Here is a 26,353-nt window from a genome sequence, read left to right as displayed (position 1 = left end):
TGCAGATGGGAAGGGAGAGCCGCCGTGGCCGAACAGAGCGAACCGGCGGACTGGGTGCGCTGCGAAGGCTGCGCCGGCCTGGTCTACGGCAGGCGCTACGCACGCGCCCTGCAGGTGTGCCCCGACTGCGGGCACCACGGGCGGCTCACCGCCCCGCAGCGGCTCGCCCAACTCCTCGACCCGGGCACCGCCGAACCCGTCGGACCGGTGCCCGCCGTGCACGACCCGCTCGGCTTCGTCGACAGCCGCCCCTACCAGGACCGCCTCGACGAGGCCCGCGACCGCACCGGCCTGCACGACGCCGTGCTGTGCGCCGCCGGACAGATCGAGGGCCAGCCCTGCATCGCCGCCGTGATGGACTTCCGCTTCCTCGGCGGCAGCCTCGGCTGCGCCGTCGGCGCCCTCGTCACGCACGCCGCCACCACCGCGCTGGACCGCCGCGTCCCGCTCGTCCTGGTCACCGCCAGCGGCGGCGCCCGGATGCAGGAGGGCGTGCTGTCGCTGATGCAGATGGCCAAGACCGCGCAGGCGATGGCCGAACTCGACGAAGCCGGCATCCTCACCGTCTCGGTGATCACCGACCCCACCTACGGCGGCGTCGCCGCCTCCTTCGCCACCCTCGCCGACGTCATCCTCGCCGAACCCGGCGCCCGCATGGGCTTCGCCGGACCCCGCGTCATCGAGCAGACCACCGGCGAGAGACTCCCCGAAGGCTTCCAGACCGCCGAGTTCCTGCTCGCCCACGGCATGGTCGACGACGTCGTGCCCCGGGTCGGCATGCGCCCCGTCCTCGGTCGCCTGCTCGGCCTGCGACCCCCCACCGACCCCCGGCCGCCCGGCGACCCCGCCGCCATTCTGCGCGCCGCCGACGAACTCGCCGACCGCGACCCCTGGCAGAACGTCCGCCTCGCCCGGCACCCCGAACGGCCCACCACCCTCGACTACATCCGCCGCCTGGTCGACGACTTCCAGGAACTGCACGGCGACCGGCTCACCGAGGACTGCCCCGCCATCGTCGCCGGAACCGGACGCCTGGCCGGCACCCCCGTCGTCCTGATCGGCCACCACAAGGGCGGGCCCGACCTGGGCGAACGCCGACGCCGCCGGTTCGGCATGGCCCAGCCCGCCGGCTACCGCAAGGCCAACCGGCTGATGCGCCTCGCCGCGAAACTCGGCCTGCCCGTCGTCACCCTGATCGACACCCCCGGCGCCAACCCCGGACCCGAGGCCGAGACCGGCGGACAGGCCGCCGCGATCGCCGAGAACCTGCGGCTGATGGCCCGGCTGCCCGTTCCCATCGTCGCCGTGCTGATCGGCGAAGGCGGCAGCGGCGGGGCGCTCGCGCTCGCCGTCGCCGACCGCGTCCTGGTCAGCGCCAACGGCATCTACTCGGTGATCAGCCCCGAAGGCTGCGCCGCCATCCTGTGGAAGGACCCGCAGGCCGCACCCGCCGCCGCCGCCTCGCTGCGGATGCACCCCGGCGACCTGCTCAGCCTCGGCGTCGTCGACGGCATCGTCCCCGAGCCGCCCGAAGGAGCCCACCAGGACCACGCCGCCGCGGCCGACCTGCTGGAGGCCGCCGTCACCGAGGCCCTGCGCGAACTGATCCCCTGGGACCCGGACCGGCTGCGCGCCGCCCGCCGGGCCCGCTTCCACCGCTACGGCGCCGACACCGGCACCGGCGCGGCAGATTGGAGCCAGCCATGACCGTCGAGGTGAAACACCCGCCGTCCCACGGACGGATCGCCCTCACCGGTGACGGATCCGGCGGCCCCGACCAGGTCGCGGACCTCGCCGAACTGTGCCGCAGCGTCGCCGAACTGGCCCGCACCAGCACCCGACCACCGCGCCGGATCCGGCTCGAACACCTCGGCACCGCCGTCGAGGTCGAATGGGACGACCCCAGCGCCCCCGACGGCGGTGGCGTGCCGATGGCGGACGGTCAGGCCTCCTCGGCCGGACCGGAACCCGGGGACGGCCTGCACCACGTGTGCGCCCCGATGATCGGCACCTACTACCACGCGCCCGAACCGGGCGCGTCGCCGTTCGTCGCCGTCGGCGACACCGTCACCGCAGGCCAGCCGATCGGCATCCTCGAAGTGATGAAGATGATGAGCCCCGTCGAGGCCGACATCGCCGGCCGGGTGGTGGAGATCCTCGCCGCCGACGGCGCCGCAGTGGAGTTCCAGCAGCGACTGATCGCCGTCGAACCCGCGTAGGGGGCCCGCATGTTCACCACCGTGCTGATCGCCAACCGCGGCGAGATCGCCCTGCGGATCGCCCGCACCTGCCGGGAGATGGGCATCCGCACCGTCGCCCTGTACTCCACCGCCGACCGCGACTCGGCGGTGGTCCGCTTCGCCGACCGGGCCGTCCACCTCGGACCGGCCGCCGCCAGAGCCAGCTACCTGCACATCCCGTCCATCGTCGAAGCCGCCCGGCTCACCGGCGCCCAGGCCGTCCACCCCGGCTACGGGTTCCTCTCCGAGGACCCCGACTTCGCCGAGATCTGCGAAGCCAACGGCCTCACCTTCATCGGCCCGCCCCCGCAGGTCATCGAACAGCTCGGCGACAAATCGGTGGCCCGCCGACTGATGGCCGAAGCCGGCCTGCCCGTGCTGCCCGGCTCCACCGGCGCCGTCCGCAGCCCCGCCGAAGCCCGCGAGATCGCCGCCCGCACCGGCTACCCCGTCATCCTCAAAGCCGTCGCCGGGGGCGGCGGACGCGGCATGGCCGTCGTCCGCGACCCCGCCGACCTGCCCACCGCCTTCCAGGAGACCCGGGCCCACGCCCGCGCCGTCTTCGGCGACGAGCGGCTCTACCTGGAACGCTACGTCGACGGCGCCCGGCACATCGAGGTCCAGGTGCTCTGCGACCGCCACGGCAACGCCGTCCACCTCGGCGAACGCGACTGCTCCGTGCAACGCCGGCACCAGAAGCTCATCGAGGAATCGCCCGCACCCAACCTGCCCGACCCGCTGCGCCACGAGATCTGCGCCGCCGCCGTCCGCGGCGCCCTCGCCGTCGGCTACGTCGGCGCCGCCACCTTCGAGTTCGTGCTCGCCCCCGACGGGGCGTTCCACCTGATGGAGGTCAACTGCCGCCTCCAGGTCGAACACCCCGTCACCGAGATGGTCACCGGCATCGACCTGGTCCGCGAACAGCTCACCATCGCCGCCGGCGAACCCCTGACGCTCCGCCAGGACGCCGTCCGACCGCGCGGCGCGGCCGTCGAGGCCCGGGTCAACGCCGAGGACCCCGAACGCGGCTTCCTGCCCACCCCCGGGCTGCTCACCGAATTCGTCCCGCCCGGCGGCCCGTTCGTCCGGGTCGACACCCACGCCTACCCCGGCTGGCCGATCGGCCCCGACTACGACTCGCTGCTCGCCAAGACCATCGCCTGGGCGCCCGACCGGGAACAGGCCGTCGCCCGCCTCGACCGCGCCCTCGCCGAGTTCCGCATCGACGGCCCGGGCGTCCGCACCACCACCGACTACCTGCGCCGCACCCTCGCCGACCCGCGCTTCCGGGCCGGCCGGCACACCACCGGGCTGGTCGCCGAGATGGCGGCGGAGGCCGCGGCCGGATAGCCGGTTCCGAAACGTCAGAAGCCGTCCGGACCAGCTGGTCCGGACGGCTTGCTTCTGGCCGACTGCGCCGTGGGCGCGGCTCAGGGGACGGCGCAGGTGAACGCGTGCAGGTACGCGTTGACCGGGGCGACGGCCTTCAGCAGCAGGCCGGACTCCTCGATCAGCGCGGTCAGGCTGCCCAGGGTGTGCTTGGCGCCGCCCACGTTGAGCAGCAGCAGCAGGTCCATCGCGGTGGTGAACCGCATCGACGGGGAGTCGTCGACCAGGTTCTCCACGATCACCACCCGGGCGCCCGGGCGGGCCACCTGACGCAGGTTGCGCAGCGTGCGGCGAGTGGATTCGTCGTCCCACTCCAGGATGTTCTTCACCAGGTACAGATCGGCCTGCACCGGGATCGCCACCCGGCAGTCGCCCGGCACCAGCCGCGCCCGGTCGGCCAGCGGGCCGCCCGGCAGCAGCCGCGGATCGGCGTGCTCGACCACCTTCGGCAGGTCCAGCAGCGTGCCGTGCAGGCCCGGGTGACGTTCCATCAGGGCCGCCAGCGCCTGCCCCTGGCCGCCGCCGATGTCGGCCGCCGTGGCGATGCCCGCCAGGTCCAGGAAGTCGGCCAGGTCCTGCGCGGACTGCCGGCTGGACTGCGTCATCGCCCGGTTGAACAGGGCCGCCGAGTCCGGCGCGTCGTCGTGCAGGTACTGGAAGAACTCCTTGCCGAAGGCGTCGGCGAACACGCTGCGCCCGGTGCGCACCGCGTCGTCCAGCCGGGACCAGGACTGCCACGTCCACGGCTCGGTGCACCACAGCGCGATGTCGCGCAGGCTGCCGGGCTCGTCGGTGCGCAGCAGGCGCGACAGCGGGGTGTGGCGGAAGCGGCCGTCACCCGTCGCGGCGAACACCTCGTAGCAGACCAGGGCCCGCAGCAGGCGCTCCAACGGGACGGCCGGGACATCCAGGCGAACCGCCAACTCCTCTGCGGTGGCGGGTTGTTCGTCCAACGCGTCGGCCAGTTTCAGGCTGGCGGCGGCGCGCACCGCGCCCGCGCAGGCGGCGCCAAAGGCCAGCTCGCGCAACAGCATCGCGGGCGGCACGGCGGGTGCGGCGGCCGCGCCGTCGGGTGCCGTGGTGGCTGCGACGGCGGGGGAGGAGGACAGGACGGGTCGGGTCGGGGCGGAGGTCATGGGCGCGTCGGCCTTTCGTCGGGGCTGGAGGGCTCGGAGGGCCGGTCAGCAGTGGCCGGCGGACGGGTCAGCAGTGACCGGCGGGCTGGGAGGTGCGGCAGGAGTTGGTCATGAACGAGCTCCCGTTGCGCTGGTCGAGATCGGCGAGGTCGACCGGCAGGTTGTCGGCCAGGATGTTGTCGGTGACCACGGCGCGGGCGTTCGGCGCGCCCACCACGCTCGGGTACAGCACGATGCCGCCCGACATCGGCGACGTTCCGGAGTGGTCGGTGATCAGGTTCTCGGAGACCACCACGTCCTCGGTGCCGGTCAGCAGGATGCCCGTGCCCTGCACCGAGTCCAGGCGCGGATTGGGTTCGCAGTAGCGGTTGTTGGCGCGCACCACGTTGTTGGCGACGCTCAGCGAACCGGCCCGCGGCACCCCGTCGTCACCGACCACGAAGATGCCGCCGCAGTTGCCGGACGCCAGGTTGCCGGTCGCCGTCAGGTCCCGCACCCGGCGCAACTGCAGGCCGATCCGGTTGCCGGTCAGCCGGTTCGCCGCCACCTGGGTGCCGCGGGTCTCCAGCGCACCGCCCTTGCGGTCGAACCAGTTGGCGACGAAGATCCCCGCCTGCCCGTTGTCCCGGGCCTCGTTCTCGGTGAGCACGGTGCGGGTCGACATCTCCACGCTGATGCCCTGCAGGCCGTTGTCGTGGGACGCCACCTGGTGGACCGTCAACTTGTCGGTGACGGCGGCGGCGATCCCGTTCTTCGCGAAACCCGCCACCGCCAGTGACTCCACCACCGCGCCCGACACCGGCCGCACCGGCATCCCGCGGTCGTCCGCCACACCCGTCACGCACAGCCCGTTGCCGGCCGCGGCGCAGGCGCTGTGGTCGGCCGGGTCGGGCACCAGCACGGAGCGGTTGCCCTGCCCGCGCAGCGTCACCCCGTCGGTGGCGATGGTGACGCTGCCCGGGTAGTTGCCCGCCGCCAGCTCCACCACGTCACCCGGGTGGGCCGCGTCGACGGCGGCCTGCACGGAGGCGCCGGGCTGGACGCGGTGCACGTTCGGTCCGGCGGCGTTCGGTCCGGGGGCGTTGGGGCGGGTGGCGTCCGGGCGGGTGAGGTTCGGGCGGGCCACGGTCGGGGCGGTGGCGATCGGGAAGGCCGGGGACGCCACGGCGAACGGCGAAGCCGGCACCGGGGCGGCGGCCAACAGGGTCGGCACGGTGGCGGCAGAGGCGAGCAGAACGGCGGTGAGACGGGTTCGCGGGCGTTTCGAGGTGAAGAGAGGAGTCATCTGGGGGAGCCGATTTCCAGGGGTCGCGGTCGCGGACGGCGTTGGCGCGCGCCCGCCGCCTCGAAGCTATGGTCGCGCCCCGCCCGCGGCCAGCCGGGTTCGGTCGCAAGGGTTGCCCGCGCCCGCCGAACGGATGGCCGACCGGCGCGCCTGAAGGACGGTCGATCGGACGGCGGCCGGGAGGGCGGCTGGGCGGGCGGTCGGGACGGTGGCCGGGACGGCGATCGGGAGGATGGAACCACCCGTACACCCGATCGGGGGGAACTGCGGCCGGGCACCGGGCCCGCCCGGGCGGGCCGAACCACTATGGACGCATGACTCTGCACCGTGGACGAATCGCCGAGAAGACCGACCCCGCCCCCGACGACCTGCGCCCCACCGGCGTCGGCCGGACCGAGCTGTTCCCCGCCGAGCCGCACTCCGCCGACCACTACCGCACCGAGCGGCAGCGCAGCGAGGAGTACCGGCTCGACGAGGAACTCGCCGCCCGGCACGCCGTCGTCGAGGTCGGCCCCGAGACCGAAGTGGAGACCGCGAACTGGCCGGACACCGACGACCCCGCCTGGGACTACGACGACGTCATTCTCCGGTCGGTCAACTGAGTACCCCTCAGCGCGCTGTGCCCGCCGCTCGACCACGGTCGGACGGCGGGCACAGCGCGCTGAGGGGCATTCGGCGACGGTGCGTTCGTCAGTAACGCTGGGCCTTGACCACCACCGGGACCAGCGTGGTGTCCGAGCTCTTGGTGGAGAACGCCACCGGGTTCTCGGTGGCGCCCGGCGCGAGGTTCTCCACGCCCACCACCGTGGAGTCCACGGCCTGACCCGAGCCGTCGGTGAAGTCCACCTGGATCGCGTACGAGCGGGTCTCCGGGGTGCTGTTGGTGACCGTCACCTTCGCCGCCGTCAGATTGCCGGTCACCTGGGTCGGGATCCCGGTCAGCGTCACATCGCCCAGCGCGTTGCCCGCGTCCGGGACGGTCGCCAGCACCTGCCGCGCCTTCTCCCGGCCCGCCGCCAGCTGGGCGTTCGCCGACGCCTCGAACTCCGCCGCCTGCCGCGACGCCGACTCCCGCGCCGCCGACACCGACGCCAGCGCCGAGGAGTGCAGCGAGGCGAGCGGGGAGGCCGGCTCGCCCGAGAAGTTCTCCGCCCCCACCGTGAACGTCGACATCGCCGCCTGCACCGGGTCCTCGCCCGAGCTGCCGCCGCAGGACGCCATCACCGCCATGCCGGTCGCGGCCGCACCGAGCGCCAGCACGAGCCGCACGCCCCGCCGAGCGCCGCCCCGCCGAGCGCCGCCCCGCCCGGGACGGGTCTGCCGGACGGGCGGGGCCACTCGTCCCTGGCGCAGCAGCGGTCGGCGGGGCGCGGGCTGCCGGATTTGTCGGGTGGTAGGGGCTTCAGCCTCGGTGAAGGCCGGTGGATCGACGGGCCTCGGTTCCCGGGCGGAACTGTTCTGATCCGCGTCTCGCATCGCGCTGCACCCTTTCGCTCAGAACCGCGCCGGCCACTCCGCGCCGCGGTCGATCCGGCGAGCCGTCGGCCCGCACCAGGACGTGCGGAACCAGCGCTCCGCTCTCCGTCCCCATCGTCGGAGCCCGGCAACCCCCCGGGCCAGCGGCGCTGCGCCATTGGGGGGAGTCCGACGGTCCGTCAGATCTACGGCTGTGACGGCGAGATACGTATGACCGGTGGTCGGCGGCTTGGCGGGTGACGGGTGACCGGCGCTCGACGGGTGACGGCGTGCGATGAGGGGAGGTAGTGGGCAGTGGGGGAGCAGCGGATCGTGCGGCGCATGCCGAGTTGGAGCGCGCTGGTCGGGGCGGTGCTGTTCTACTGCCTGTCCTTCACACCGTCGCTGCTGCCCCGCCCCTGGCTCCTGCAGGCCGCCGCCGGGGCGATCACCGCGTTCTTCGGCTACGGGCTCGGCGCGTTCTTCGGCCTGGTCGCCCGCCGGTGCGGGCTGCTGCCTTCGCCGGCCGTGCGGCGCGCCGGGTGGTGGCTGCTGGCCGGAGTCGGCGGCGGCGCCGTCGTGGCGATCACCGCCTGGAGCGTGCGCTGGCAGGGCGACGCGCGGCGCGCCGTCGGGCTCGACCCGCGGATCGGCTGGTGGCAGTGGACGCTGGTGTTGCCGGTCGCCCTGCTGCTCGGTGCGCTGCTGGTGCTCGCCGCACGGGCCGTCCGGCTCGGCACCCGGACGCTGCGGCGGATCTTCGCCCCCGCCGTCCCCGGCTGGGCGGCCGCCGCCGGGGCCGCCGCGCTCGCCGCCGCGCTGGTGGTCGGATTCGTCCAGGGCTTCCTGCTGCGCGGCCTGCTGGGCCTCGCCGAACGCGGCGCCGCCCTGACGGACCGTTCGACCGCCCCGGCATCGTCCGGCCGGAGCTCCCCACCCTCTCCGCCAGTCCCGACTCGTACGAGAGCTGGGACAGTCTCGGTGCGAAGGGCCGCGACTTCGTCGGCCAGGCCCCCACCGCCGCCCGGATCTCCGGCTTCACCGGACGTCCCGCCAAGGATCCCGTCCGGGCCTATGCCGGCCTGCGCTCCGGCGAGGGAATCGGCCTCACCGACCCGGAACGCGTCCTGCAGGAACGGGCCCGGCGCGCCGTCGCCGAACTCGACCGGGCCGGCGGCTTCCAGCGGAAGGTCCTGGTGGTGATGGGCACCACCGGAAGCGGCTGGGTCAACGAACGCATCGCCCAACCGCCCGAGTACCTGTACGACGGCGACAGCGCCGAGGTCGCGTTCCAGTACTCCTATCTGCCCAGCTGGATCTCCTTCCTGACGGAAGGCAAGGCGAGCGAGGCCGGCCGCGCCCTGTACGACGCCGTCCGCGCGCACTGGTCGCAGCTGCCCGCCGACAGTCGCCCCCGGCTGCTGGTGGCCGGCGAGAGCCTCGGCTCCTACGCCGTCGAACAGGCCTTCCCCGGCGGCGTCGACCAGCTCACCACGGAGACCGGCGGGGCGCTGCTGGTCGGCCCCACCCCCGACAACCCGCTGCGGAAGACCACACCGGCGGGCGGGCGCCCGGCAGCCCCGTCTGGCGGCCCGTCCACCAGGACGGCCGCACCGTGCGCTTCGCCCAGCAGACCTCCGACTTCGCGATCCCCGACGCGCCCTGGCCGCAGCCCTGGGTGGTCTACCTGCAGAACGGCAGCGACCCTGTCGTGTGGTGGCAGCCCGCGCTGATCTGGAGCCGACCCGCCTGGCTGAACGGGCAGCGCGCCCACGACGTCCCACCGACCACGCGCTGGTACCCCGTGGTGACGTTCTGGCAGGTCACCTGCGACCTGGCGGCGTCCGAGGCGGTGCCCGAAGGGCACGGGCACCGCTACGGACTGATGCCGGTCGAGGCCTGGTCCCGGATCGTCCCGCCCGACGGCTGGACCCCGCAGGACACCGAACGGCTGGTGGCGTACCTGCGGGAGCAGCCCTGACGCAGTGGCCGACGCGATGTCGGACGCGATGCCGGACGGGGCGTCAGTGGTGCGCCGGCTCGGGGTGGGTCTCCGGGAGGCCGGGGGCCGTCGGAGTGGTGTCGGTGCCGGTGTCGTTGCTGTTGCGGGGGCGGAGGAGGTGGCGGGCGAAGGCGGCGGAGGCCAGCAGTAGGGCGGCCGAGACCCAGGCGGCGATGTTGATGCCGTGGACGAAGGCGTTGTTCGCGCTGGTCAGCAGCTGCCCGGCGAGGTCGCCCGGCAGGGTCGCGGCGGCCTGCACCGCGCCGCCGAGGGACTGGCCGGCCTGGTCGGCCAGCGCCGGGTCCGTGCTGGGCGGGACGGTGAGCGACCCCGCGTACAGGGCCGTCACGACCGAGCCGACCAGTGCGATGCCCAGCGCCGCGCCCAGCTCGTACGCCGTTTCCGACACCGCAGAGGCGGCGCCCGCCTTGTCGGCCGGGGCGGTACCCAGCACCAGGTCCGAGGAGAGGGTGTACACCACGCCTTCGGCGGTGCCCAGCGCCAGGAAGGACGAGCCGATCAGCAGGTACGCGCTGTCCACGCGGATCAGGCCCAGCACCGCGATGCCCAGCCCCATCACCAGCAGACTGGCCGTCAGCACCCGGCGCGCACCCGCGCGCCGCGCCAGCCGGGCCGTCAGCAGACCGCCGACCACCGAGCCGACGAAGGCCGGGAGTTCGGCGACACCCGCCGAGAGCGGCGAGTAGCCGCGCACCAGCTGGAGGTACTGCGACATGAAGAAGATCACACCGGACAGCCCGATCAGGCTGATCAGCGAGGACACCACCGCCGCCGTGAACCGCGGGTCACGGAACAGCCGGACCTCCAGCAGCGGAGTCGGCAGGCGGAGCTGACGCCGTACGAACAGCGCCAGGGCGGCCGCGCCCAGGACGAACGTCGCCGGAGTGGTCCAGGAGGCCAGGCCGTGTGCGGCGAACTCCTTGATCCCGTACACCGCGCCGATCACGCCCGTCATCGACAGCAGCACGCTCGGCATGTCCCAGCGGCCCGGACGAGGATCGCGGGACTCCGGCAGCAACCAGGCGCCGAACACCAGCAGCAGCACCATCACCGGCAGGTTCAGCAGGAACACCGACCCCCACCAGAAGTGCTCCAGCAGCACCCCGCCCACCAGCGGGCCGAGCGCCGCACCCGCCGTCGCGCCCGCACCCCAGATGCCGATCGCGGTCGCCCGCTCCCGGGCGTCCGGGAACAGTGCGCGGATCAACGACAGCGTGGACGGCATGATCGTCGCACCCGCCACACCCAGCAGCGCCCGGGCCAGGATCAGCCAGCCCGGACCCGGCGCGTACGCCGCCAGCAGCGAGGCCGCGCCGAATGCCGCCGACCCCGCCAGCAGCACCCGCTTGCGCCCCAGCCGGTCGCTGAGCGCACCCATCGACACCAGCAGGCCGGCCAGCACGAAGGAGTAGGCGTCGCCGATCCAGAGCAGCTGGGTGCCGGACGGGCGAAGGGTCTCGGTGATCGACGGGATGGCGAGGGACAGCACCGTCGCATCCACCGCCACCAGGGTGACGGCGAGCACGAGGACGCCGAGACCGGTCCAGCGGTGGCCGGACCGGCGGTGGTCGAACCGGCCGTCCCCGGTGTGGTCGGGGCGGACGGCGAGGGGGGAACTCATGGGGTATCAGGTCTCCGTAGAGCGCCGTCGAGGAACAACTCGGCGAGCGAGAATGCACTTTCGCGAGGGGCGAGCCGGCCTTCCTGGACGGCCCAGCCGATGCCGGCCACCAGATCGAAGAACGCCTCGCTGAGCCAGCCGGCCGAGAGCTCGACCCGGAACGTCCCTTCCTGCTGCCCGCGCAGGAACAGTGCGCGGACCCGGGCGTCCTGGAGCTCCCACAGGTCATTGATCTCGGGATCGTCGTACAGCTGGTTCTCACCGGCCAGGAACGCGCACAGCGCGGCATCCGGCACCACCGCGTCCACCAGTCGACGCAACGCCGCCTCGGCGCTGCCCTGCTCCACCTGCGCGACATCCAGCGCGGTGGAGAACCGGCGCAGGCCGAGGGCGCCCACCTCGCGGATCAGCGCCTCCCGGCCCGGGAAGATCCGGTGCAGGGTGGCGCGGCTGATGCCGGCGGCGCGGGCGATCTCGTCGAGATGCGCCGTCGGGCGTCGGGAGAGGACGCCGACGGCTGCCTCAAGGACGGAGTCGCGGTCGGTAGCCATGAGAGCAGCATAACGCAGATGAGACGTTTGTGTCTCACTCTGGAGCTGGGAGTCTCAATGACGGTAGGGGTGGTGCAGACTTTCGAGGGTTCTCGGGGTGGTGCGGGCTCTTGGGGTGGTGCGGGTTTCTGCAGGTGGTGCGGGTTTCCGGGGCGTGTGTGGGGTGCCTGCACGTCGAAGACCCCGCGCGGGGCGCGGGGTCTTCGGGGGTGACGTGCTGTGGGGCTGTGCCGTTGCGGCCGGTCGGGCCGCCGGCCGGGCTCAGCTCTGGTTGTAGAAGCCGGTCTCGTCGAGCGGGCGGTCGATGACCATCACCTCGACGTCCGCCGGCGTGAGCAGGAACACCCGGCGGGCGATCCGCTCGATGCCGCCGCGGGTGCCGAAGATCAGGCCGGAGGCGAAGTCGACCATCCGCTTGGCCTCGGCGTCGTTCATCTCGGTGAGGTCCATGACCACCGGCGTGGCGGCACGGATGTGCTCGCCGACGGTGCGGGCGGCCTCGAACCCGGTGGGCCGGAGCGAGACGATCTTGGACGGCCCGATCTGCCCGCCCGGCAGCGTCTCCTCGCCGTCCCACGCTTCCTCGTACATCGCGGCCGGGTAGCTGCCGGAGGGCATAAGCCACCCGTTGTGGTGCTCGTCGCGAAGTGCTCCCATTAGCCGCGCCTCCCTGTCTCGTTCCGTACTCGTCCCCCGGAGGACAACGGGTCGTTTTGACACGTCATCCACTTGTTGGAACTGTCCGAGTATCGCACTGATCACCGTAGAAGTGCCCGCACGCGCTCACCCGACGGGTTGTGGCGCGGGCGAAAATCCGTGCTTACCCGGATATTCGTAACGACGCCGGCGGCCGGTGAACGGTTGCGCGCGACGACACTATCGGTGGCGGCCGGAGGACAGTTGACTGCGTGTCAACAATCATGTAACGGCTTCACCTGATGGGGTTGGTTTCGGGCCACGGGCCCCCGGTTCTTTCCTCGGGGCCGCGTGTCGTGCGTGGCGTTCGTCTCGTCTGTGCTGTTGGGCGTGTCGCGTACGTCGGCGCGTCGGGAGCCCGGTGGGGTCGGTCGCGGATCGCGCCGACGATCCGTTTGCGCAGCAGGTTGGCGTGGCTGTTGTGCCGGGTGTACTCCTCGACCAGGTGGAAGAGGAGCCAACGGAGCGTCACTTCATTGCCGCGCCACGGACGCTTGGTCACGGTGTCCAACGACACACCCTCGATCGTGGCACGGGTGCAGGCGACGTCCTCCTGCCGGGCGGCAGTGTCGGCCACCGGATCCGCGTCGTCGGCCAGGGCGAAGTCGCCGTCCGGGAGCGCGTCATACCAGTACCGGTCGGCCGGCTCCAGAGTCTCGCCGTTCAGGTACCGGCGGAACCAGTGCCGCTCCACCTCCGCCAGGTTGTCGGATCAGCCCGAGCAGTGACATCGGGGACGGAGGACAGGACTGTTCACGGAGCTGGTCCGGCGTCAGCCCCTCGCGCTTGAGGGCGAGGGTGGCGTGGTGGAAGTCCAACCAGGCGCTGAGCATGGTTGAGCGTGGTCGCCTCGTCGGCGGCGAAGGGTGGAGTGATGCGGGGAGGGGTGCGGGGGGCGTTGGCGTCCGTCATGCCGTCATGGTGGGGGACGGGTGGTGGGGTGTGCGAGCTGTTTTCAGGTGGGTGGCGGCTTGGGTTGAGTTGGTCCGGGTGGGCGCAAGGGGTGGTGCGATGATCGGATCTTCAGTGCTGGTTGATGCGGGTGGGGTGTGGGTGTGCGCAAGGTGATGACGGGGGTGCAGTTGACGCTACGTCTGCTGCTGGAGTTGGCCTCGCTGGTCGCACTGGCGGTCGGCGGGTACGGGCTGTGGGGTGGTGGACCCGTGGCGGTACGTGTGCTGATCGCGTTGGTGCTGCCGGTGGCCGCGGCCGTGCTGTGGGGACGTTACGCCGCACCGCGACGGCCGGTGCGCGACTCGGCGGTGGCCTGGTACGGCGTGCAACTGCTGATCTGGGGCGGATCGGTGGCCCTGCTGGCGGTCACCGGCCACGCGAGCTGGGCGATCTGGCTCGGCGTGCTGATGATCGTCAACACGGTGTGGCTGCGGCTGGTCGGCGAATGGTCGCCGGCGATCGAGCGGTAGGCCGGCGACGGCGTCCGTGAGGTGGCGTGGGCCCGGGCTCCGGTCGCCGGTCCGGCTCCTGTGGCGATGTGCGGCGGGCGGCGGCGGGCAGTGGCCGGGCGGTCAGGTGGTGCGGCGGGAGCGGGCGCGCCAGAGTGAGACGGCGCTGAACACACACATTGCGGCGATCACCGACGCCGAGATCAGGAACGCCGGGGATCCGGGCGAGCTCGCACTCGCCCCCGCGATCACGTACGCCGCGGTGGTCGGGACCACGCCGAGCACGGTCGCCGCCAGGTACGGCCAGAACCGGACCCCCGAGAACGCGCAGGCGAAATTGCCCGCCTGGAACGGCGCCCCCGGGAACAGTCGCACCAGCAGCACGCTGCGGAAACCCTGCTCGGACAGCCGGCGGTCGATCTCGATCAGCACCTTGCCGCGCACCAGCGGCCGCAGAGCGTCCCGGCCGAGCGACCGGCCCAGCGTGAATGCCACGATCGCGCCCACCGCCGAACCGGCGACCGCCAGCGGCACGCCCCACAGCGAACCGAACAGCAGACCCATTCCCGCGTTCAACGCCGGGCGCGGCAGGAATGCCACGGTGCCGAAGGCGTAGGCCGCCAGTGCGATCGGCATCCGCCACGGACCGGTCGCCGCCGCGAGCACCGCCGTCGGATCCCAGAGCAGCAGCGAGGCGGCGGCAGCCGCGAGGACGGCCGCGAGCAGGCCGAGGCGCAGCAGCGCGTGGCGGTGCGCGCGAGGGTGCGGGGCGGGCTCGGCCGGGGTGGCGTCCGCAGCCGGGGTGACGGTGCTGGTGGCGGGGGTTGTGTCGGTGGCGGCTGTGTTGGCGGTGGTTGCGCTGGTGTCGGTTGCGTTGGTGTCGGCCGTGCGGACGTCGGTGTCGCCGTCGGCATGGACGAGGAGCGGCGCGGTGGGGCCGGATGTCGGCTGCGGGGCGGGCACTCGGCGAGCTTAACCGGGGCCGTCGTGATGGTCCGGCGAGGGTGTGCGGTAGTCGGTGCGCGGCCCCGGGCGGGCGGCGACGGCGGCGGACGGGCGGGGGCGGAACCCGTGGGGGGCGTCGGCGGGTGCGGGCTCAGACGGTGGGGCGGCGCAGTTGCTTCAGCAGGGCGATGTCGGCGGCATGCCGGACACCTTCGACGCGGTTGGGGTCGTGGCGTCCGTCCGGGGTCTCGATGATCAGCGGGACGCCGGCGGTGGCCGGGTGCGCCAGTAGAGCCCGGAAGGCGGCGGCGCCGATGTGACCGGCGCCGATGTTCTCGTGGCGATCCTTGCGGGCGCCCGCGACGTCCTGCGAGTCATTGGCGTGGATCAGCCGGAGCCGGCCCGGGCCGACCGCCTGGTGCAGGGCTTCGAAGAGCTCGTCGACCCCATCGGGGGCGGCCAGGTCGTGGCCGGCGGCGAAGGCGTGGCAGGTGTCCAGGCAGACGCCGACCAGTGGGTGGTGGTCGAGCGCGTCCAGGTAGGCGGCGAGATCCTCCATCCGGGCGCACAGCGAGCTGCCCTGGCCGGCCGTCGGCTCCAGCAACAGCCACGGGGCGTCGTCCCCGTACCGATCGAGGCCGTCCAGGATCGGCATGACCTGCGCGCGAACCTCGGCCAGCGCCTCCTCCCGGGTACCGCACAGCGCCGAACCGGTGTGAACCACCGCGCCGAGCGCGCCGATCGCCGCCGAGCGGTGCAGCGAGTGCGTCAGCGACTCGACCGAACGCTCACGGGTCGCCGGCGAGTCGGAGCCGAAGTTGATCAGGTAGGGCGCGTGGACGTACGCCGGGATGCCCTGCTCCGCGCACGCCGTACGGAACGCCAGGTCGTGCGCGGGATTCCCGGCCGGAGTGGCCCACCCGCGCGGGTTGGCGACGAACACCTGCACCGCCTCCGCACCGACCTTGGCGGCGTAAGCCAGCCCCGTCCCCGCCAGACCCTTTCCGGCCACGGGAACATGGGCGCCGATCGGGTTTCGCGGGGCGGAATTCATGGCCCCGAGCATCCCACGGCAGGATGGACCAGCAGGTCACCGGGGTCGTCGACGGCTTTCTCTCCCGTGGCCGGCCATTCGGCGGAGCTCGCACGGGCCTGCCGAGCGGGTTTGCCGAGCGGGCCGGGGCGGCCCCGCGGAGTCGGTCCGAGGATGCCCGCCGGACAGTCGGCGGGTGACCGAGTTCGACCGAACGGTTCATGGGCAGACGACGGGACGGAGAGGCGAAAGCAGATGGACGAGTCACTGGCGCGGGCACAGCGCGGGCACTGGGAGCGGACGTACTCCGCCCACCCCGGCATGTACGGGGACCAGCCGTCGGAGTCGGCAGAGCATGCTGCCACGGTGTTCCCGCCCCGTGGCGACGTGCTGGAACTCGGCGCCGGACACGGACGCGACGCGCTGTTCTTCGCCCGCCAGGGCTTCACGGTGACCGCGGCCGACTTCAGCCCCGTCGGCCTCGACCAGCTCGCCGCGCGGGCGGCCGCCGACGGCCTGACGGTGACCACCCTGGTGCAGGACGTCCGCCGACCGCTGGGCCTGCCGGACGGATCGGTCGACGCGGTGTACGCGCACATGCTGTTCTGCATGGCGCTGTCCACGGCCGAGTTGGAGGCGCTGGTCGGGGAGGTGCGGCGGGTGCTGCGGCCCGGAGGTGTACTCGTGTACACCGTGCGGCACACCGGCGATGCGCACTTCGAGACCGGGACCGGCCACGGCGACGACATCTGGGAGCAGAGCGGCTTCGCCGTGCACTTCTTCTCGCGGGAGCTTGTGGACCGCCTGGCGGACGGCTGGACCCCGGCCGAGGTCGAGCCGTTCGAGGAGGGCGACCTGCCGCGCCGACTGTGGCGGGTGACGCAGCGCCGGACGGACAGAGACGTTGAACGTCTGGGGTGAGCTGAGCCTTCGCCGGTGCTGATCCGGGCCCGGGCCCGGCCCCGGGTGCGCGGGACTGCGGGCGGGCTTCAGGCCTGGGCACGCCTGCGGTGAGGGGCAGGATCGGCTCTCCTGCTCCTCACCCCGGCGGCGTCGGTCGGTCGGTGACTCGACCGGTGGTGCCGGTGGCCTTGCCGGTGGTGCGAGCGGCGGCCCGGGTCGGACTGTCTCAGCGGGTGGGCTCCAAGGAGCCGGACGGGGTTGCGGAGCCCGCGGAGTTGCGGTGGCGCATGGCCGTGGCGGACGGAATCAGTGCGGCCGCCAGCAGGGTGACGACGACGAAGGAGACCGTCAGCGAACTCGCCTGGGCGATGCCACCCACCACGGCCGGGGCGACCAGGCCGGAGGTGTACGTGATGGTGGCGACACCGGCGATGGACTGACTCGGGTTGGTGCCGGCCCGTCCGGCGGCGGCGAACGCGAGCGGAACCACGACGGCAATGCCTATGCCGATCAGCGCGAACCCCGGAATGGCCAGGTACGGAGTGTGGGCGAGAACCACCAGCACGCCGCCGACGGCGGCGACCACACCGCTGATCCGCACCGTGAGCACCGGGCCGAGGCGTCGGATCACCGCGTCGCCTGCCAGGCGGGCCGTGGCCATGGTGGCGGCGAAGGCCGTGAAGCAGGCAGCGGCGGTCGATGCGGAGGCACCGGTGATGTCGCGGAGATAGACGCCGCTCCAGTCCATCGAGGCGCCCTCGGCGAAGACGGCGCAGAAGCCGACCAGCCCGATGACCAGTGCTTCCTTCGGCGGCAGCGCGAAGCGGGGCGGCGCCTCCTCGTCGTCGGTCGGTCGGACGTCGAGCAGGCCGCGCGACACGACCTGGGCGATCAGCACCAGGATCAGCGCCGTCACCGCGTACTGGATCCGGGCGTCCATCTGCTGATGCGCCGCCAGTACACCGAAGCCGGAGCCGATCAGGCCGCCCAGGCTCCACATCCCGTGCAGGCCCGACATGATCGAGCGGCCGAGCCGCTCCTCGACCTCGACGCCCTGGGCGTTCATCGCCACGTCCGACATGCCGGCCGTCGCGCCGTAGAAGAACAGGGAGAGGCAGAGAACCACCAGGTGCGGGGAGAGCGCCGGCAGCGCCAACGAGAGGCACCACAGGGAGAGCAGGCCCTGCAGCGCGGCCCGGGCCCCGAAGCGGTGCACGATGCGACCGGCCAGCGGCATGGCGATCGAGGCGCCGATCGCCGGGAACACCAGGGCGACACCGAGCTGGCCGGGACTCAGATCCAGCTGGTCCTTGATCCACGGGATGCGGCTGACGAAGGTGCCGGTGACAGCACCGTGGACGGCGAACACCAGCGCCACGCTCAGTCTTGCGCGCCGGACATCCTTGAGAGCTTCGCCCATTCTGGGCTCCCCCTTGGGTCGATCGGATTCGCAATAAACTATCAGGGACCCTGCCTGATAGAAACCTCTGGAAGGATGCAGGCTCATGACGACCGCTCGCACCGCCACGCCGAGCACCGCCCGGGCCATCAACGACAGGCTCGCCCTCGACCTGCTGCTCGAACGGGGCCCGCTCACCGCATCCGACCTGCGCACGCTGACCGGACTCTCCCGGCCCACTGTCGCCGACCTGCTCGAACGGCTCCAGCGCAGTGGACTGGTCGCCCAGGCCGGGGAGAGTGCCGCGCTCCGCCGTGGCCCCAATGCCCGTCTGTACGGACTGGTCGCCGATCGAGCGCACCTCGCCGGAATCGACATCCGCGCCACCGGTGTCAGCCTGGTGGTCGCCGACCTGACCGGGCGGGCCCTCGGCACGGCCACCATCGCGGCACCGACGGGAGGCGAGCCCGGCGGGCCGGGCCGGCTGCCGACCGGCGAGGCTGCTTCGGGTGTCGCGACTGTCGCGACCGACCGGCCGGTTCGGGCGCTCGGGGCAGTTGGAGTGGTCGGCGCGGGGGCGACCGGCCCCGCAGGAGATGAGGCGGGGGAGGGCGATCTGCTCGTGGAGCGGACCGTCGACGTCCTGCTCGCGACCGCCGCCGAGGCCGGTGCCCGCGAACTGCACACCGTGGCGGTCGGCGCACCCGGCCTGGTGGACCCGGTGAGCGGCGCGCTCAACAACTCCGGGAAGCTGCCCGAGTGGCACAGCAAGCTGCTCGCCGCCCTGCGGGCCCGCCCCGGGACGGAGGTGATCCTCGAGAACGAGGTGAACCTGGCGGGGATCGCCGAGCATCGGATGGGCGCAGCCCAGGGCCGGAAGGATTTCGCCCTGATCTGGCTGAGCCACGGCGTCGGCGCGTCGGTGGTGCTGGACGGCCGACTACGGCGCGGGGCGTCCGGCGGTACCGGCGAGATCGGGTTCCTGCCCGTCCCCGGAACCATTGGCCTGCCGGACGCCACCCGGTGCGACGGTGGGTTCCACTCGCTGGTCTCCAGCGCGGCGATCTGTGAACTCGGGGCCCGCCACGGACTGCGCGCCGAGCCCGACGGGCCGGCGCCCGGCGCCGAGGCCGTCGTGCGCCTTGCTGTCCAGAGCGGAGCCGACGCCTTCCTGGAGGAATTGGCCGGACGGATCGCGATCGGAGCCTCCGCCATCTGCGTGGTGCTCGACCCCGGCTGCGTGGTGCTGGGCGGCGAGATCGGCCAGGCCGGCGGGCCCGAGCTGGCTGCCCGAGTCGAACGCCACCTTGCCCGGCTCTCTCCGCTCGCCACCGAAGTCCGTGCCGGTACGGCGGGCGGAGGTGCTGTGCTCGCCGGCGCGGTGCTGACCGCCGGTGACGCGGCGCGCCGCGAACTGTTCGGAGGCGAGTGAGGCTCCGGCCGCGGCAGGTGAGCAGGCCGAGGACCGGGGCTCCGTGCAGCTGACGGGTCGTCGGGTCGCGTGGTCGAGGACCGCCGGTGGTGGGGTGTGTATGCGGTCGGTTGCCGGTACGGCAGGATGACGGGGTCTGTCCCGCTTTCCGTCAGCCGCCCAGGAGCTGCATCCATGGCCATCCCCGACCGGCCTGTCCATCCGTACCGCATCGGCGAGGCGGCCTCCATGCTGGGGGTGAGCGCCGACACCATGCGGCGGTGGGTGGACGCCGGGCGCCTGCCGGCGACCCGTGACGAGCACGGCCATCGGATCATTGCCGGTGCCGAACTCGCTTCCTTCGCCCGGGAGCTGGCGCGTCCGGAGAACGGCGAGGCGGAGGGGCGTTCCTCGGCGAGGAATCGGTTCCCCGGCATTGTGACCGCGGTGGTGCTGGGCGACGTGGCCGCGAAGGTGGAGATCCAGGCCGGGCCGTTCCGGGTGGTCTCGCTGATCAGCCGGGACTCGGCGGAGGAGCTCGGACTGGTTCCCGGCGCCCCCGCCACCGCCGTCATCAAGTCGACCAACGTCGTCATCGAGCGCCGCTGACCCACTGCCCGGTTGGTGCGTCGCCGCTGCAGGTTTGCCAGTCTCCCGGGCAGGCCGGACGCGACGGCCGTCACCAGGTATCGGAGGTGCCTGCGCAGTGGCGAAAGGATGCCGCCTAGGATGCGGAGTTCTGCGGCCAACCGCCGGCGAGGCGGACCGTGGTGTGAGTTGCCCGACTGTGCGAGAGGACGACCCCGTTGAAGAGCCGCGTGCGCGCCGTTGCCCACCGTGGTGACCCGTACCAGCACCGCGAGAACACCCTGCCAGCGGTCACTGCCGCTCTTGCGGCGGGAGCGGACGCCGTTGAGGTCGACGTCCAGCTCACCAAGGACGGCGCGCCTGTACTGCTCCACGATCAGACGTTGGAACGGCTCTGGAACGACCCGCGACCGATCAACCGCGTGACCTCCGAACAGCTCGCGGAACTGGCCACGCCCGGCCTGCGGATCCCCACCCTCGCCGAGGTGCTGCCGGTCGTCGCGCAGACCGACGGCCGACAGTTGCTGATCGATCTGGACGACGCCCGGCCTGCCGCTGCGACCTGGCGCACCGTCAGCGACCTCAATCTGACCGACCGCGTCGCCTTCTGCGGGTCGGTCGCCGCGATGCTCGCCGTGCGGGAGCTCGCGCCCCGGGCGGAGATCTCGCTGACCTGGAACCGACTTCAACTGCCCAAGCAGCGACTGCTGGAGGAGCTGCGCCCCAGCTACCTCAACCCTCCCTTCGGACTGGTCGACGAGCGCTTCGTCGCGGCCGTGCACGACGCCGGCCTCGGCCTCGCCACCTGGACCGTCGACCTGCGCCGGACGATGCGACGCATGCTCGACGTCGGCGTCGACTCGCTCACCTCCAACCGGGTGGCCTTGCTGCGCCGCACGATCGACCAGCACCCCGACGCCCGACGAACCCCGTGAGACGCCACCATCTCCGGCGGCGCGCCGCAGAGCAGGTGACTGCCAGCTGCGATGACCGTTTCGTGTTGAAATAAGACGACCATGGCGGCTTTCCGGCGGCGGAGGTGGCGGTGGCAACGGGCGACTCTCCGGAACCACACGAATCGAACGAGCATGCCGAGCCGCAGACACCGTCCGGCGAGCGGGGAGGCTCCAAGCAGCCCAACGTGAACGACTCGGATCGGGGCCCGTCGGCTGCAGAGCCGGATGACCACCCCGGTGCGCCGGGGTCGGCCGGTCAAAGCGGATCAGCTGGCGGACATGCCGGTCCAGCCGAAGGTGCCGGAGCCGGTGCGGCCAGCGGAGGACGGGCCGACGGTCCTGTCTCCGGTGAGCGGGCCGAGGGTGACCGCGGTCCCGCCAGTGCGGCGTCGGCATCCGGCGAACGATCGACATCAAGTGAGAACACCTCCATAGGTACTGAGAGCCCGTCGGGAACGGGTGCAGTAGTGGCAACCCGCATGGCGGGGTCGGACGATCGGAGGCCGGCCCTGATGCTGCCGCCATCCGTTCGTGCGGCCGCTGCCTGGTCGGCGGCGGTGATTCTCCTCATCACCGTCGCCGGGTTCGCGGTGTTCGTGGTCGTGGAACTCAGGGCGGCGACCATCCCGATGCTGGTCGCGCTACTGGCCACCGCCCTGCTCTACCCGGTCATGCCATGGCTGGTGAACCACGGCGTAAGCCGCGGCGCGGCAGCTGGACTGACCTGTGCGACTCTGGTGCTGGTCGTCACCAGCGGCATCGCACTGCTCGTCAACTCCCTGGTGGACAGCGCTCCGCAGATCGCCGCCGGACTTCAGCAGGCGGGCGACCGGATCGCCTCATGGCTCGGACCGCTCGGCGACAGAATCCAGTACGCGCTCCGTCAGAGCGCCGGTTCGGGAAGCAATCTGGTGGACTCCCTCGCCAATGGTGTGCTGTCCGGACTCGGCCTGGTCACTCAACTGCTCACCGGAGGGGTGCTGGCCCTCGCCCTGATCTTCTTCTTCCTGCGCGACGGCCACCGGTTTGGTGACGCCATTCACGAGTTGATGCCCGGCAAGCACTCCGACACGGTGATCGCCTGCGGTCAGCAGGCTTTCGCGGCCATGGCCGGGTTCATGCGCGGCACCACGTTGATCGCGCTGATCGACGCGACGTTCATCTCCATCGGACTGCTGCTCCTCGGTGTCCCGGGCGCGGCCGGATTGGGCGCCCTGGTTTTCATGGGGTCCTACATCCCGTTCGTCGGGGCCTTTCTCTCCGGAACTGTGGCGGTACTCGTGGCCCTCGCGAACGGCGGCCTCGGTACTGCCCTCTGGGCGCTTGGTGTGGTGCTGGCGGTGCAGGCGATCGAGGGCAACATCCTTCAGCCGGTCATTCAGAGCAGGACCGTCGAGCTCCACCCCGCGACGATCATGATTGCGGTGGTGGCGGGCTCCGGGATCGCCGGAATCATCGGAGCCCTCCTCGCCGTTCCGGTCAGCGCGGCCGGCCTCGGCGTGGTGTCGGTACTGCGCGGCAGTGCGAAGACGCCTGGGGCGCCGACGAACCGTCGCAGGCGACACCGCTCCGAGAGCCAAAGTCCTGAGAGCTGAAGCTTCGAATCCGATCGTTGATCAGTGGCGGGCTTCCCGGCTGAGGGCCAGGTGGGTGGGTACCTGGCGGATGGTCGTTGGTGGCAGCGCCGGGGCAGCCCCGGTCAGCGGCCCCCGGCCGTGCTGAGACGGTCAGGGAGCGGGGAAGTAGGCGGCGAGCCAACGGTCCAGTTCGGCGAACACCTGCGCCCGGACGGCCTCGGACGAGAGAACCAGGTCATGGACACCGCCTTCGATGCGAATGATGGTGACGTGTCGGCCGAGACGTGGTGCGAGCGAGGCAATGTCGTCGGCGCGCAGGACCCCGTCGGTGTGCATCAGTGCGGGATCCCACCGGCTGGTGACGGTGGACGCCGTGGAGGCCATCATCAGGATCGGACAGTCGACGGAGAGCCCGCGTCGGACCGTGCGGTGTCCGCGCTGGATCGCCGCCAGCCAACCGGCATAGAGCGGAAAGCCTTCGGCCGGCTTCAATGTGAGGTCGAATTCCCAGCTGCCGCGGTGCTCCCGGTGAAGGCTGTGGACGTAGTGCGGGTTGAGTGGTGTCGGTAGCTTCCGGGTGGGAGTGGCCCGACCGAGGGCATCGAGTGCAGGCGCCCCGAGGGTGCGAACCACGGGCGAGGCCGGCATCGACAGGAACGGGCTGTTGAGGAACAGGCCGTCGACCAGTCCACGCCCACCACGCCGGGACGTCCACAGCGCCGCCACCAACCCGCCGGTGGAGTGTCCGTTCATCAGCACCCGGGTGTGGCCGTCGACTTCCCGGATCACACGGATCGCCTCGTCCAGTTCCTCGTCGTACGCGGTGAGGTCAGTGACGAAGTTGGGGGACTGGTGGGGTCGAAGCGATCGGCCGTACTTGCGCAGATCCAGGGCGTAGAAGGAATAGCCCGCGGCCGCGAAATGGTCGGCGAGGTGAGTCTGGAAGAAGTAGTCGGTGTAGCCGTGCAGGTACAGCACCGCCTGACGGGATCCCGGAACCAGCCTGCGGATCAGCGTGGCACTGACTTCCCCTTCCTCGTCCGGGATCAGAGGGAGCTCCGCCGCTTCGTACGGGGCACCCAGGATGTCTTCGCGGAACTCCATGTCAGCCACACCCACTTCCTGCTCTGCTGCGCCGCCCCGGGGCCGTCCGGGGTGGTCCATCTCCGCGACCATACCGGTCGGTAGATCGCTCGGTTTGGGAAGACTGCCCTGGTCGGGCCTAAGCTGCCCGCATGGTTGTCCCTTCGTCGATCGTTCTCCGCCCCGTCACACTCCGGAGGCCTGCCCGATGACCGGGCCGACCGCCGGCCTGCCCGACCCGCGCCCCGTGGAGCGCCAGGTGGCGCTCGGGACAGCCAAGCTGATGCCCGACATCGACGACGAGGGCGGTTGGCTGCTCACCCTCGACGGCACCCCGCAGTCGTATGTCGACCTCCAGGACCCCACGCACCTGGAGTTCGAGTACGTGCAGCGGATCGCCCACCTGCTGGACGTGGTCGCAGACTCGGGGGAGCCGCTCGACGTCCTGCACCTCGGTGGTGGTGCGCTCACCCTGCCCCGATACCTGGCCCGGACTCGGCCTGGCTCGCGGCAGCAAGTGGTCGAGGTCGACGGGCCGTTGACCGAGTTCATCGCGGAGTACCTCCCGTGGCCGTCCGGTATCGACGTGGTGGTCGGCGATGCGCGGTCGGCGCTCGAATCCGTGGCGCGAGGGACGTTCGACGTTGTGGTGGCGGACGTCTTCCGCGGATCGCGGACGCCGGCGCACCTCACGAGCGTGGAGTTCGTCCGGCTGGCCGCGGCCACGCTCCGGCCCGGTGGGTGCTACGCAGCGAACCTCGCAGATGGTCCGCCACTCGCGTTCGCCAAGGCCCAGACGGCGACCGTTGCTGCCGTCTTCGCCCACGTCTGCCTGGTGGCCGAGCCCAGCGTGCTGCGCGGCCGACGGTACGGGAACGTTCTGCTGATCGGCTCCGATGAGCCTTTGCCCACGGGGGAGTTGAGTCGGCTGCTTGCCTCCGATCCCTTCCCCGCCCGACTGACGGAATCGCCGCAGCAGGCGTCCGAGCCGGTCACGGATGCGACCGCGGAGGATTCGCCGCCCCCACCCGCTGGGGCGTTTTCGTTGAGCTGAGCCGGACAGCGGCTCTCGCGGGGTGCTGTGCAGGAAGTCGTACTTGATGCCGCGCTCCATTCCCTGGAAGACGGGACGGCGGGTCAGGAATTGGCCAGGACGAGCATCGGCTGAACGGAACGCCGGACAGCGGCGGTGTGGGCGTGCCGTTCAGCCGATGGCAGACATGGCTGGCCAAGCGGACCGGATACGAGTGAGCTGATCAGTCCGCGGAGAGAACGAGTCGGCGCGCTGTTTCGCGGTAACCGAGCAGCTCGAAGGCGGCAATCATGGGGTGGTTGGTGAGGTCCGTGTCGGCACGGACGACGGACTCCTTGGCCTCGTCGGCGAGGACTCTGGTGACTTCGGCGAGGATCTCGGCCACGAAGCCCCGTCCGCGGAATTCGGGAAGGACTCCGAGATAGCCCACTACAGGCGCAGTGGGGTTGCGTGACGGGATCCCGAAGCCGACCACCTGCCCGCTGGACGTTCGAGCTATTCGCCACCAGGAGCGCTCACCGAGCATGTCGTGGTGGTAGAAGGCGACATCGTTCCGGGCCTGTTCCTCCGGCCCGAGAAGCAGCGCCTTGTGTGTGGTGGCTGCGTCCAGGCTGCCGGGCAGGACTCGGCGGAAGAGATCGACGAACACCTCGTCGTCGGGCTCCGGCGTGAACACCAGTCGGTCCGACAGGGTGGGCACCGGCCGTTCCGCAGTCCACTCGAAACGGAGACGCTCGGTGGAACGGCGAAGGCCGGCCGCTTTCGCTGCCTCGCGGCGCCACTCCACTGCTGCGGCAGCCTCGGGCTGACCACGCCAGGTCGGCGGCAGAAACAGATGGTAGTCCGGCGGGACAGCGAGGCCGTCAGCGGCGAAGCCCTGGTGGGCAGCCCCAAGGAGGGCGGCAGCAGCTGCGGTGCGAGAGTCACCGGACAGCGGGGGTGGCTGCAAACCTTGCGCATCGAGAGTGGCGCGAGCCGATGGAGCGCCGGTGATGAACAGGGCGTCCAGGCTTCGGGGGCGAGCATCGCCGGGCATGCCCCACCAAACGGCGACCACCAACGGCATTCGCTCGGGCCGTGCCTCGGCAATCCAGATCCACTCCGGACGGTACTCGCCTTCGGCAAGCCGGGCGCGGACGACATCGGCGGAGACCATGGTGGACGGGTCGAGCTGGATGCAGGAGAGGACAGCGTCAAGCTCCTGGGAAAGGATCGGACGGAAGATCACAGTGCCTCCGGGACAGGGAAGGGTGGGAGGCGAGCCCGATCGTTGCGACGCATGATGACCGTTGAAGTGGAGACGGATCAGGCGGTCGCACGAGTCGGGTGCGCCGTGGGAGGGAGATGAACTATCGGCACCACCACGGGACCTCCTCTCGAAACCCTGACAGCGTGCGTGCAGTGCCAGGTCGCCAATGAGTCACTGCCAGACCGTCGATGGAGCTGATCCACCGTCAGTGTCCCGGATCTTAGAAAGACCGGCCGACGGTCCGCAAATTATTTTCCGGCACTTCTTCCGAGATCTCTGAGCGATCTCGGAAACCACCGGTCGGGGCGGCTGGCGGCGACGCGAAGGCAGGATTGGTGGTCTGATGCACCGGACAAACGGGCAGGTTACGGTGAATT

The 26,353-nt window shown here is 71.8% G+C and carries 23 protein-coding genes and 1 pseudogene; 12 read left to right on the top strand and 12 right to left on the bottom strand.

Features of this window, described 5'->3' with window-relative positions; translation table 11 throughout:
• Window positions 1–24 precede the first annotated feature (24 nt).
• From accD to IEZ12_RS18740, 3 genes are read left to right on the top strand one after another with little or no spacing between them, the layout of a single operon-like run.
• Window positions 25–1,707 carry an acetyl-CoA carboxylase, carboxyltransferase subunit beta gene (gene accD / locus IEZ12_RS18750; RefSeq protein ID WP_189273021.1) on the top strand — a complete coding sequence of 561 codons (1,683 nt, stop codon included), beginning with the start codon at window positions 25–27 and terminating at the stop codon, window positions 1,705–1,707.
• The gene (locus IEZ12_RS18745; RefSeq protein ID WP_189273020.1) at window positions 1,704–2,219 is read left to right on the top strand and encodes an acetyl-CoA carboxylase biotin carboxyl carrier protein; all 516 of its coding nucleotides are present in this window, start codon (window positions 1,704–1,706) and stop codon (window positions 2,217–2,219) included. Before accD ends, IEZ12_RS18745 begins: the two co-directional genes overlap by 4 nt.
• Window positions 2,220–2,228: 9 nt before the next feature.
• Complete coding sequence (locus IEZ12_RS18740) at window positions 2,229–3,590, top strand: acetyl-CoA carboxylase biotin carboxylase subunit (protein ID WP_189273019.1); 1,362 nt, start codon at window positions 2,229–2,231, stop codon at window positions 3,588–3,590.
• A gap of 80 nt (window positions 3,591–3,670) precedes the next feature.
• On the opposite strand, the gene IEZ12_RS18735 is transcribed toward IEZ12_RS18740, so the two are convergent.
• Window positions 3,671–4,765, bottom strand: a complete 1,095-nt coding sequence (locus tag IEZ12_RS18735; protein ID WP_189273018.1) for a methyltransferase — start codon at window positions 4,763–4,765, stop codon at window positions 3,671–3,673.
• A gap of 67 nt (window positions 4,766–4,832) precedes the next feature.
• On the bottom strand, window positions 4,833–6,050 hold the full coding sequence (locus tag IEZ12_RS18730; RefSeq protein ID WP_189273017.1) for a right-handed parallel beta-helix repeat-containing protein: 1,218 nt from the start codon (window positions 6,048–6,050) through the stop codon (window positions 4,833–4,835).
• A 314-nt stretch (window positions 6,051–6,364) separates the two neighbouring features.
• Here IEZ12_RS18730 and IEZ12_RS18725 point away from each other — a divergent pair, with 314 nt between their 5' ends.
• Window positions 6,365–6,652, top strand: a complete 288-nt coding sequence (locus IEZ12_RS18725; RefSeq protein WP_043912019.1) for a hypothetical protein — start codon at window positions 6,365–6,367, stop codon at window positions 6,650–6,652.
• A gap of 88 nt (window positions 6,653–6,740) precedes the next feature.
• Here the strand turns inward: IEZ12_RS18725 and IEZ12_RS18720 are convergent, their stop codons facing one another.
• A complete protein-coding gene (locus tag IEZ12_RS18720; RefSeq protein ID WP_189273016.1) occupies window positions 6,741–7,319 on the bottom strand; it encodes a hypothetical protein in 579 nt (192 codons plus the stop codon).
• Window positions 7,320–7,847: 528 nt separating this feature from the next.
• On the opposite strand from IEZ12_RS18720, the pseudogene IEZ12_RS40615 reads away from it, so the two are divergent.
• A pseudogene (locus IEZ12_RS40615) lies at window positions 7,848–9,486 on the top strand (alpha/beta-hydrolase family protein).
• A gap of 43 nt (window positions 9,487–9,529) precedes the next feature.
• Here IEZ12_RS40615 and IEZ12_RS18705 read toward each other — a convergent pair.
• The 4 genes from IEZ12_RS18705 to IEZ12_RS18690 form a co-directional block, all read right to left on the bottom strand.
• Window positions 9,530–11,149, bottom strand: a complete 1,620-nt coding sequence (locus tag IEZ12_RS18705; RefSeq protein ID WP_189273013.1) for an MFS transporter — start codon at window positions 11,147–11,149, stop codon at window positions 9,530–9,532.
• Window positions 11,146–11,700 carry a TetR/AcrR family transcriptional regulator gene (locus IEZ12_RS18700; protein WP_189273012.1) on the bottom strand — a complete coding sequence of 185 codons (555 nt, stop codon included), beginning with the start codon at window positions 11,698–11,700 and terminating at the stop codon, window positions 11,146–11,148. The genes IEZ12_RS18705 and IEZ12_RS18700 overlap by 4 nt, the downstream gene beginning before the upstream one ends.
• Window positions 11,701–11,961: 261 nt before the next feature.
• Window positions 11,962–12,318 (bottom strand): cell division protein SepF, encoded by a 357-nt coding sequence (locus tag IEZ12_RS18695; protein WP_189273011.1) that lies wholly within the window; start codon window positions 12,316–12,318, stop codon window positions 11,962–11,964.
• A 313-nt stretch (window positions 12,319–12,631) separates the two neighbouring features.
• The gene (locus IEZ12_RS18690) at window positions 12,632–13,090 is read right to left on the bottom strand and encodes a mycothiol transferase (protein ID WP_268250258.1); all 459 of its coding nucleotides are present in this window, start codon (window positions 13,088–13,090) and stop codon (window positions 12,632–12,634) included.
• A 361-nt stretch (window positions 13,091–13,451) separates the two neighbouring features.
• Here IEZ12_RS18690 and IEZ12_RS18685 point away from each other — a divergent pair, with 361 nt between their 5' ends.
• Window positions 13,452–13,820 (top strand): YrdB family protein, encoded by a 369-nt coding sequence (locus IEZ12_RS18685; protein ID WP_189273010.1) that lies wholly within the window; start codon window positions 13,452–13,454, stop codon window positions 13,818–13,820.
• A 102-nt stretch (window positions 13,821–13,922) separates the two neighbouring features.
• Here the strand turns inward: IEZ12_RS18685 and IEZ12_RS18680 are convergent, their stop codons facing one another.
• Both IEZ12_RS18680 and IEZ12_RS18675 read right to left on the bottom strand, forming a co-directional pair.
• The gene (locus IEZ12_RS18680) at window positions 13,923–14,762 is read right to left on the bottom strand and encodes a TVP38/TMEM64 family protein (protein WP_189273009.1); all 840 of its coding nucleotides are present in this window, start codon (window positions 14,760–14,762) and stop codon (window positions 13,923–13,925) included.
• Between the two features lie 133 nt (window positions 14,763–14,895).
• Entirely contained in the window at window positions 14,896–15,798 is a 903-nt protein-coding gene (locus IEZ12_RS18675) for a deoxyribonuclease IV (protein WP_189273008.1), read from the bottom strand.
• A 234-nt stretch (window positions 15,799–16,032) separates the two neighbouring features.
• Between IEZ12_RS18675 and IEZ12_RS18670 the strand changes: the two genes are divergently transcribed.
• On the top strand, window positions 16,033–16,698 hold the full coding sequence (locus tag IEZ12_RS18670) for a class I SAM-dependent methyltransferase (RefSeq protein WP_189273007.1): 666 nt from the start codon (window positions 16,033–16,035) through the stop codon (window positions 16,696–16,698).
• Between the two features lie 208 nt (window positions 16,699–16,906).
• Here the strand turns inward: IEZ12_RS18670 and IEZ12_RS18665 are convergent, their stop codons facing one another.
• On the bottom strand, window positions 16,907–18,100 hold the full coding sequence (locus IEZ12_RS18665) for an MFS transporter (protein ID WP_189273082.1): 1,194 nt from the start codon (window positions 18,098–18,100) through the stop codon (window positions 16,907–16,909).
• 85 nt (window positions 18,101–18,185) lie between these two features.
• On the opposite strand from IEZ12_RS18665, the gene IEZ12_RS18660 reads away from it, so the two are divergent.
• The 4 genes from IEZ12_RS18660 (at window position 18,186) to IEZ12_RS18645 (ending at window position 22,629) form a co-directional block, all read left to right on the top strand.
• Window positions 18,186–19,511 carry an ROK family transcriptional regulator gene (locus IEZ12_RS18660; protein WP_189273006.1) on the top strand — a complete coding sequence of 442 codons (1,326 nt, stop codon included), beginning with the start codon at window positions 18,186–18,188 and terminating at the stop codon, window positions 19,509–19,511.
• A gap of 174 nt (window positions 19,512–19,685) precedes the next feature.
• Window positions 19,686–20,099, top strand: coding sequence for a TOBE domain-containing protein (locus IEZ12_RS18655; RefSeq protein WP_189273005.1), 414 nt, complete (start codon window positions 19,686–19,688; stop codon window positions 20,097–20,099).
• 197 nt (window positions 20,100–20,296) lie between these two features.
• Window positions 20,297–21,013 carry a glycerophosphodiester phosphodiesterase gene (locus IEZ12_RS18650; protein ID WP_189273004.1) on the top strand — a complete coding sequence of 239 codons (717 nt, stop codon included), beginning with the start codon at window positions 20,297–20,299 and terminating at the stop codon, window positions 21,011–21,013.
• A 533-nt stretch (window positions 21,014–21,546) separates the two neighbouring features.
• Window positions 21,547–22,629, top strand: a complete 1,083-nt coding sequence (locus IEZ12_RS18645) for an AI-2E family transporter (protein WP_229847668.1) — start codon at window positions 21,547–21,549, stop codon at window positions 22,627–22,629.
• A 132-nt stretch (window positions 22,630–22,761) separates the two neighbouring features.
• On the opposite strand, the gene IEZ12_RS18640 is transcribed toward IEZ12_RS18645, so the two are convergent.
• Window positions 22,762–23,715, bottom strand: coding sequence for an alpha/beta hydrolase (locus IEZ12_RS18640; RefSeq protein ID WP_229847687.1), 954 nt, complete (start codon window positions 23,713–23,715; stop codon window positions 22,762–22,764).
• Between the two features lie 187 nt (window positions 23,716–23,902).
• On the opposite strand from IEZ12_RS18640, the gene IEZ12_RS18635 reads away from it, so the two are divergent.
• On the top strand, window positions 23,903–24,748 hold the full coding sequence (locus IEZ12_RS18635) for a spermidine synthase (protein WP_189273002.1): 846 nt from the start codon (window positions 23,903–23,905) through the stop codon (window positions 24,746–24,748).
• 202 nt (window positions 24,749–24,950) lie between these two features.
• On the opposite strand, the gene IEZ12_RS18630 is transcribed toward IEZ12_RS18635, so the two are convergent.
• The gene (locus tag IEZ12_RS18630) at window positions 24,951–25,955 is read right to left on the bottom strand and encodes a GNAT family N-acetyltransferase (protein ID WP_189273001.1); all 1,005 of its coding nucleotides are present in this window, start codon (window positions 25,953–25,955) and stop codon (window positions 24,951–24,953) included.
• Between the last annotated feature and the right edge of the window lie 398 nt (window positions 25,956–26,353).

Source organism: Kitasatospora griseola, assembly GCF_014648555.1.
GTDB classification, from domain to species: Bacteria; Actinomycetota; Actinomycetes; order Streptomycetales; family Streptomycetaceae; genus Kitasatospora; species Kitasatospora griseola.
The sequence above is the reverse complement of the archived record's forward strand: the minus strand, read 5'-3'. Positions and strand labels throughout refer to the sequence as shown.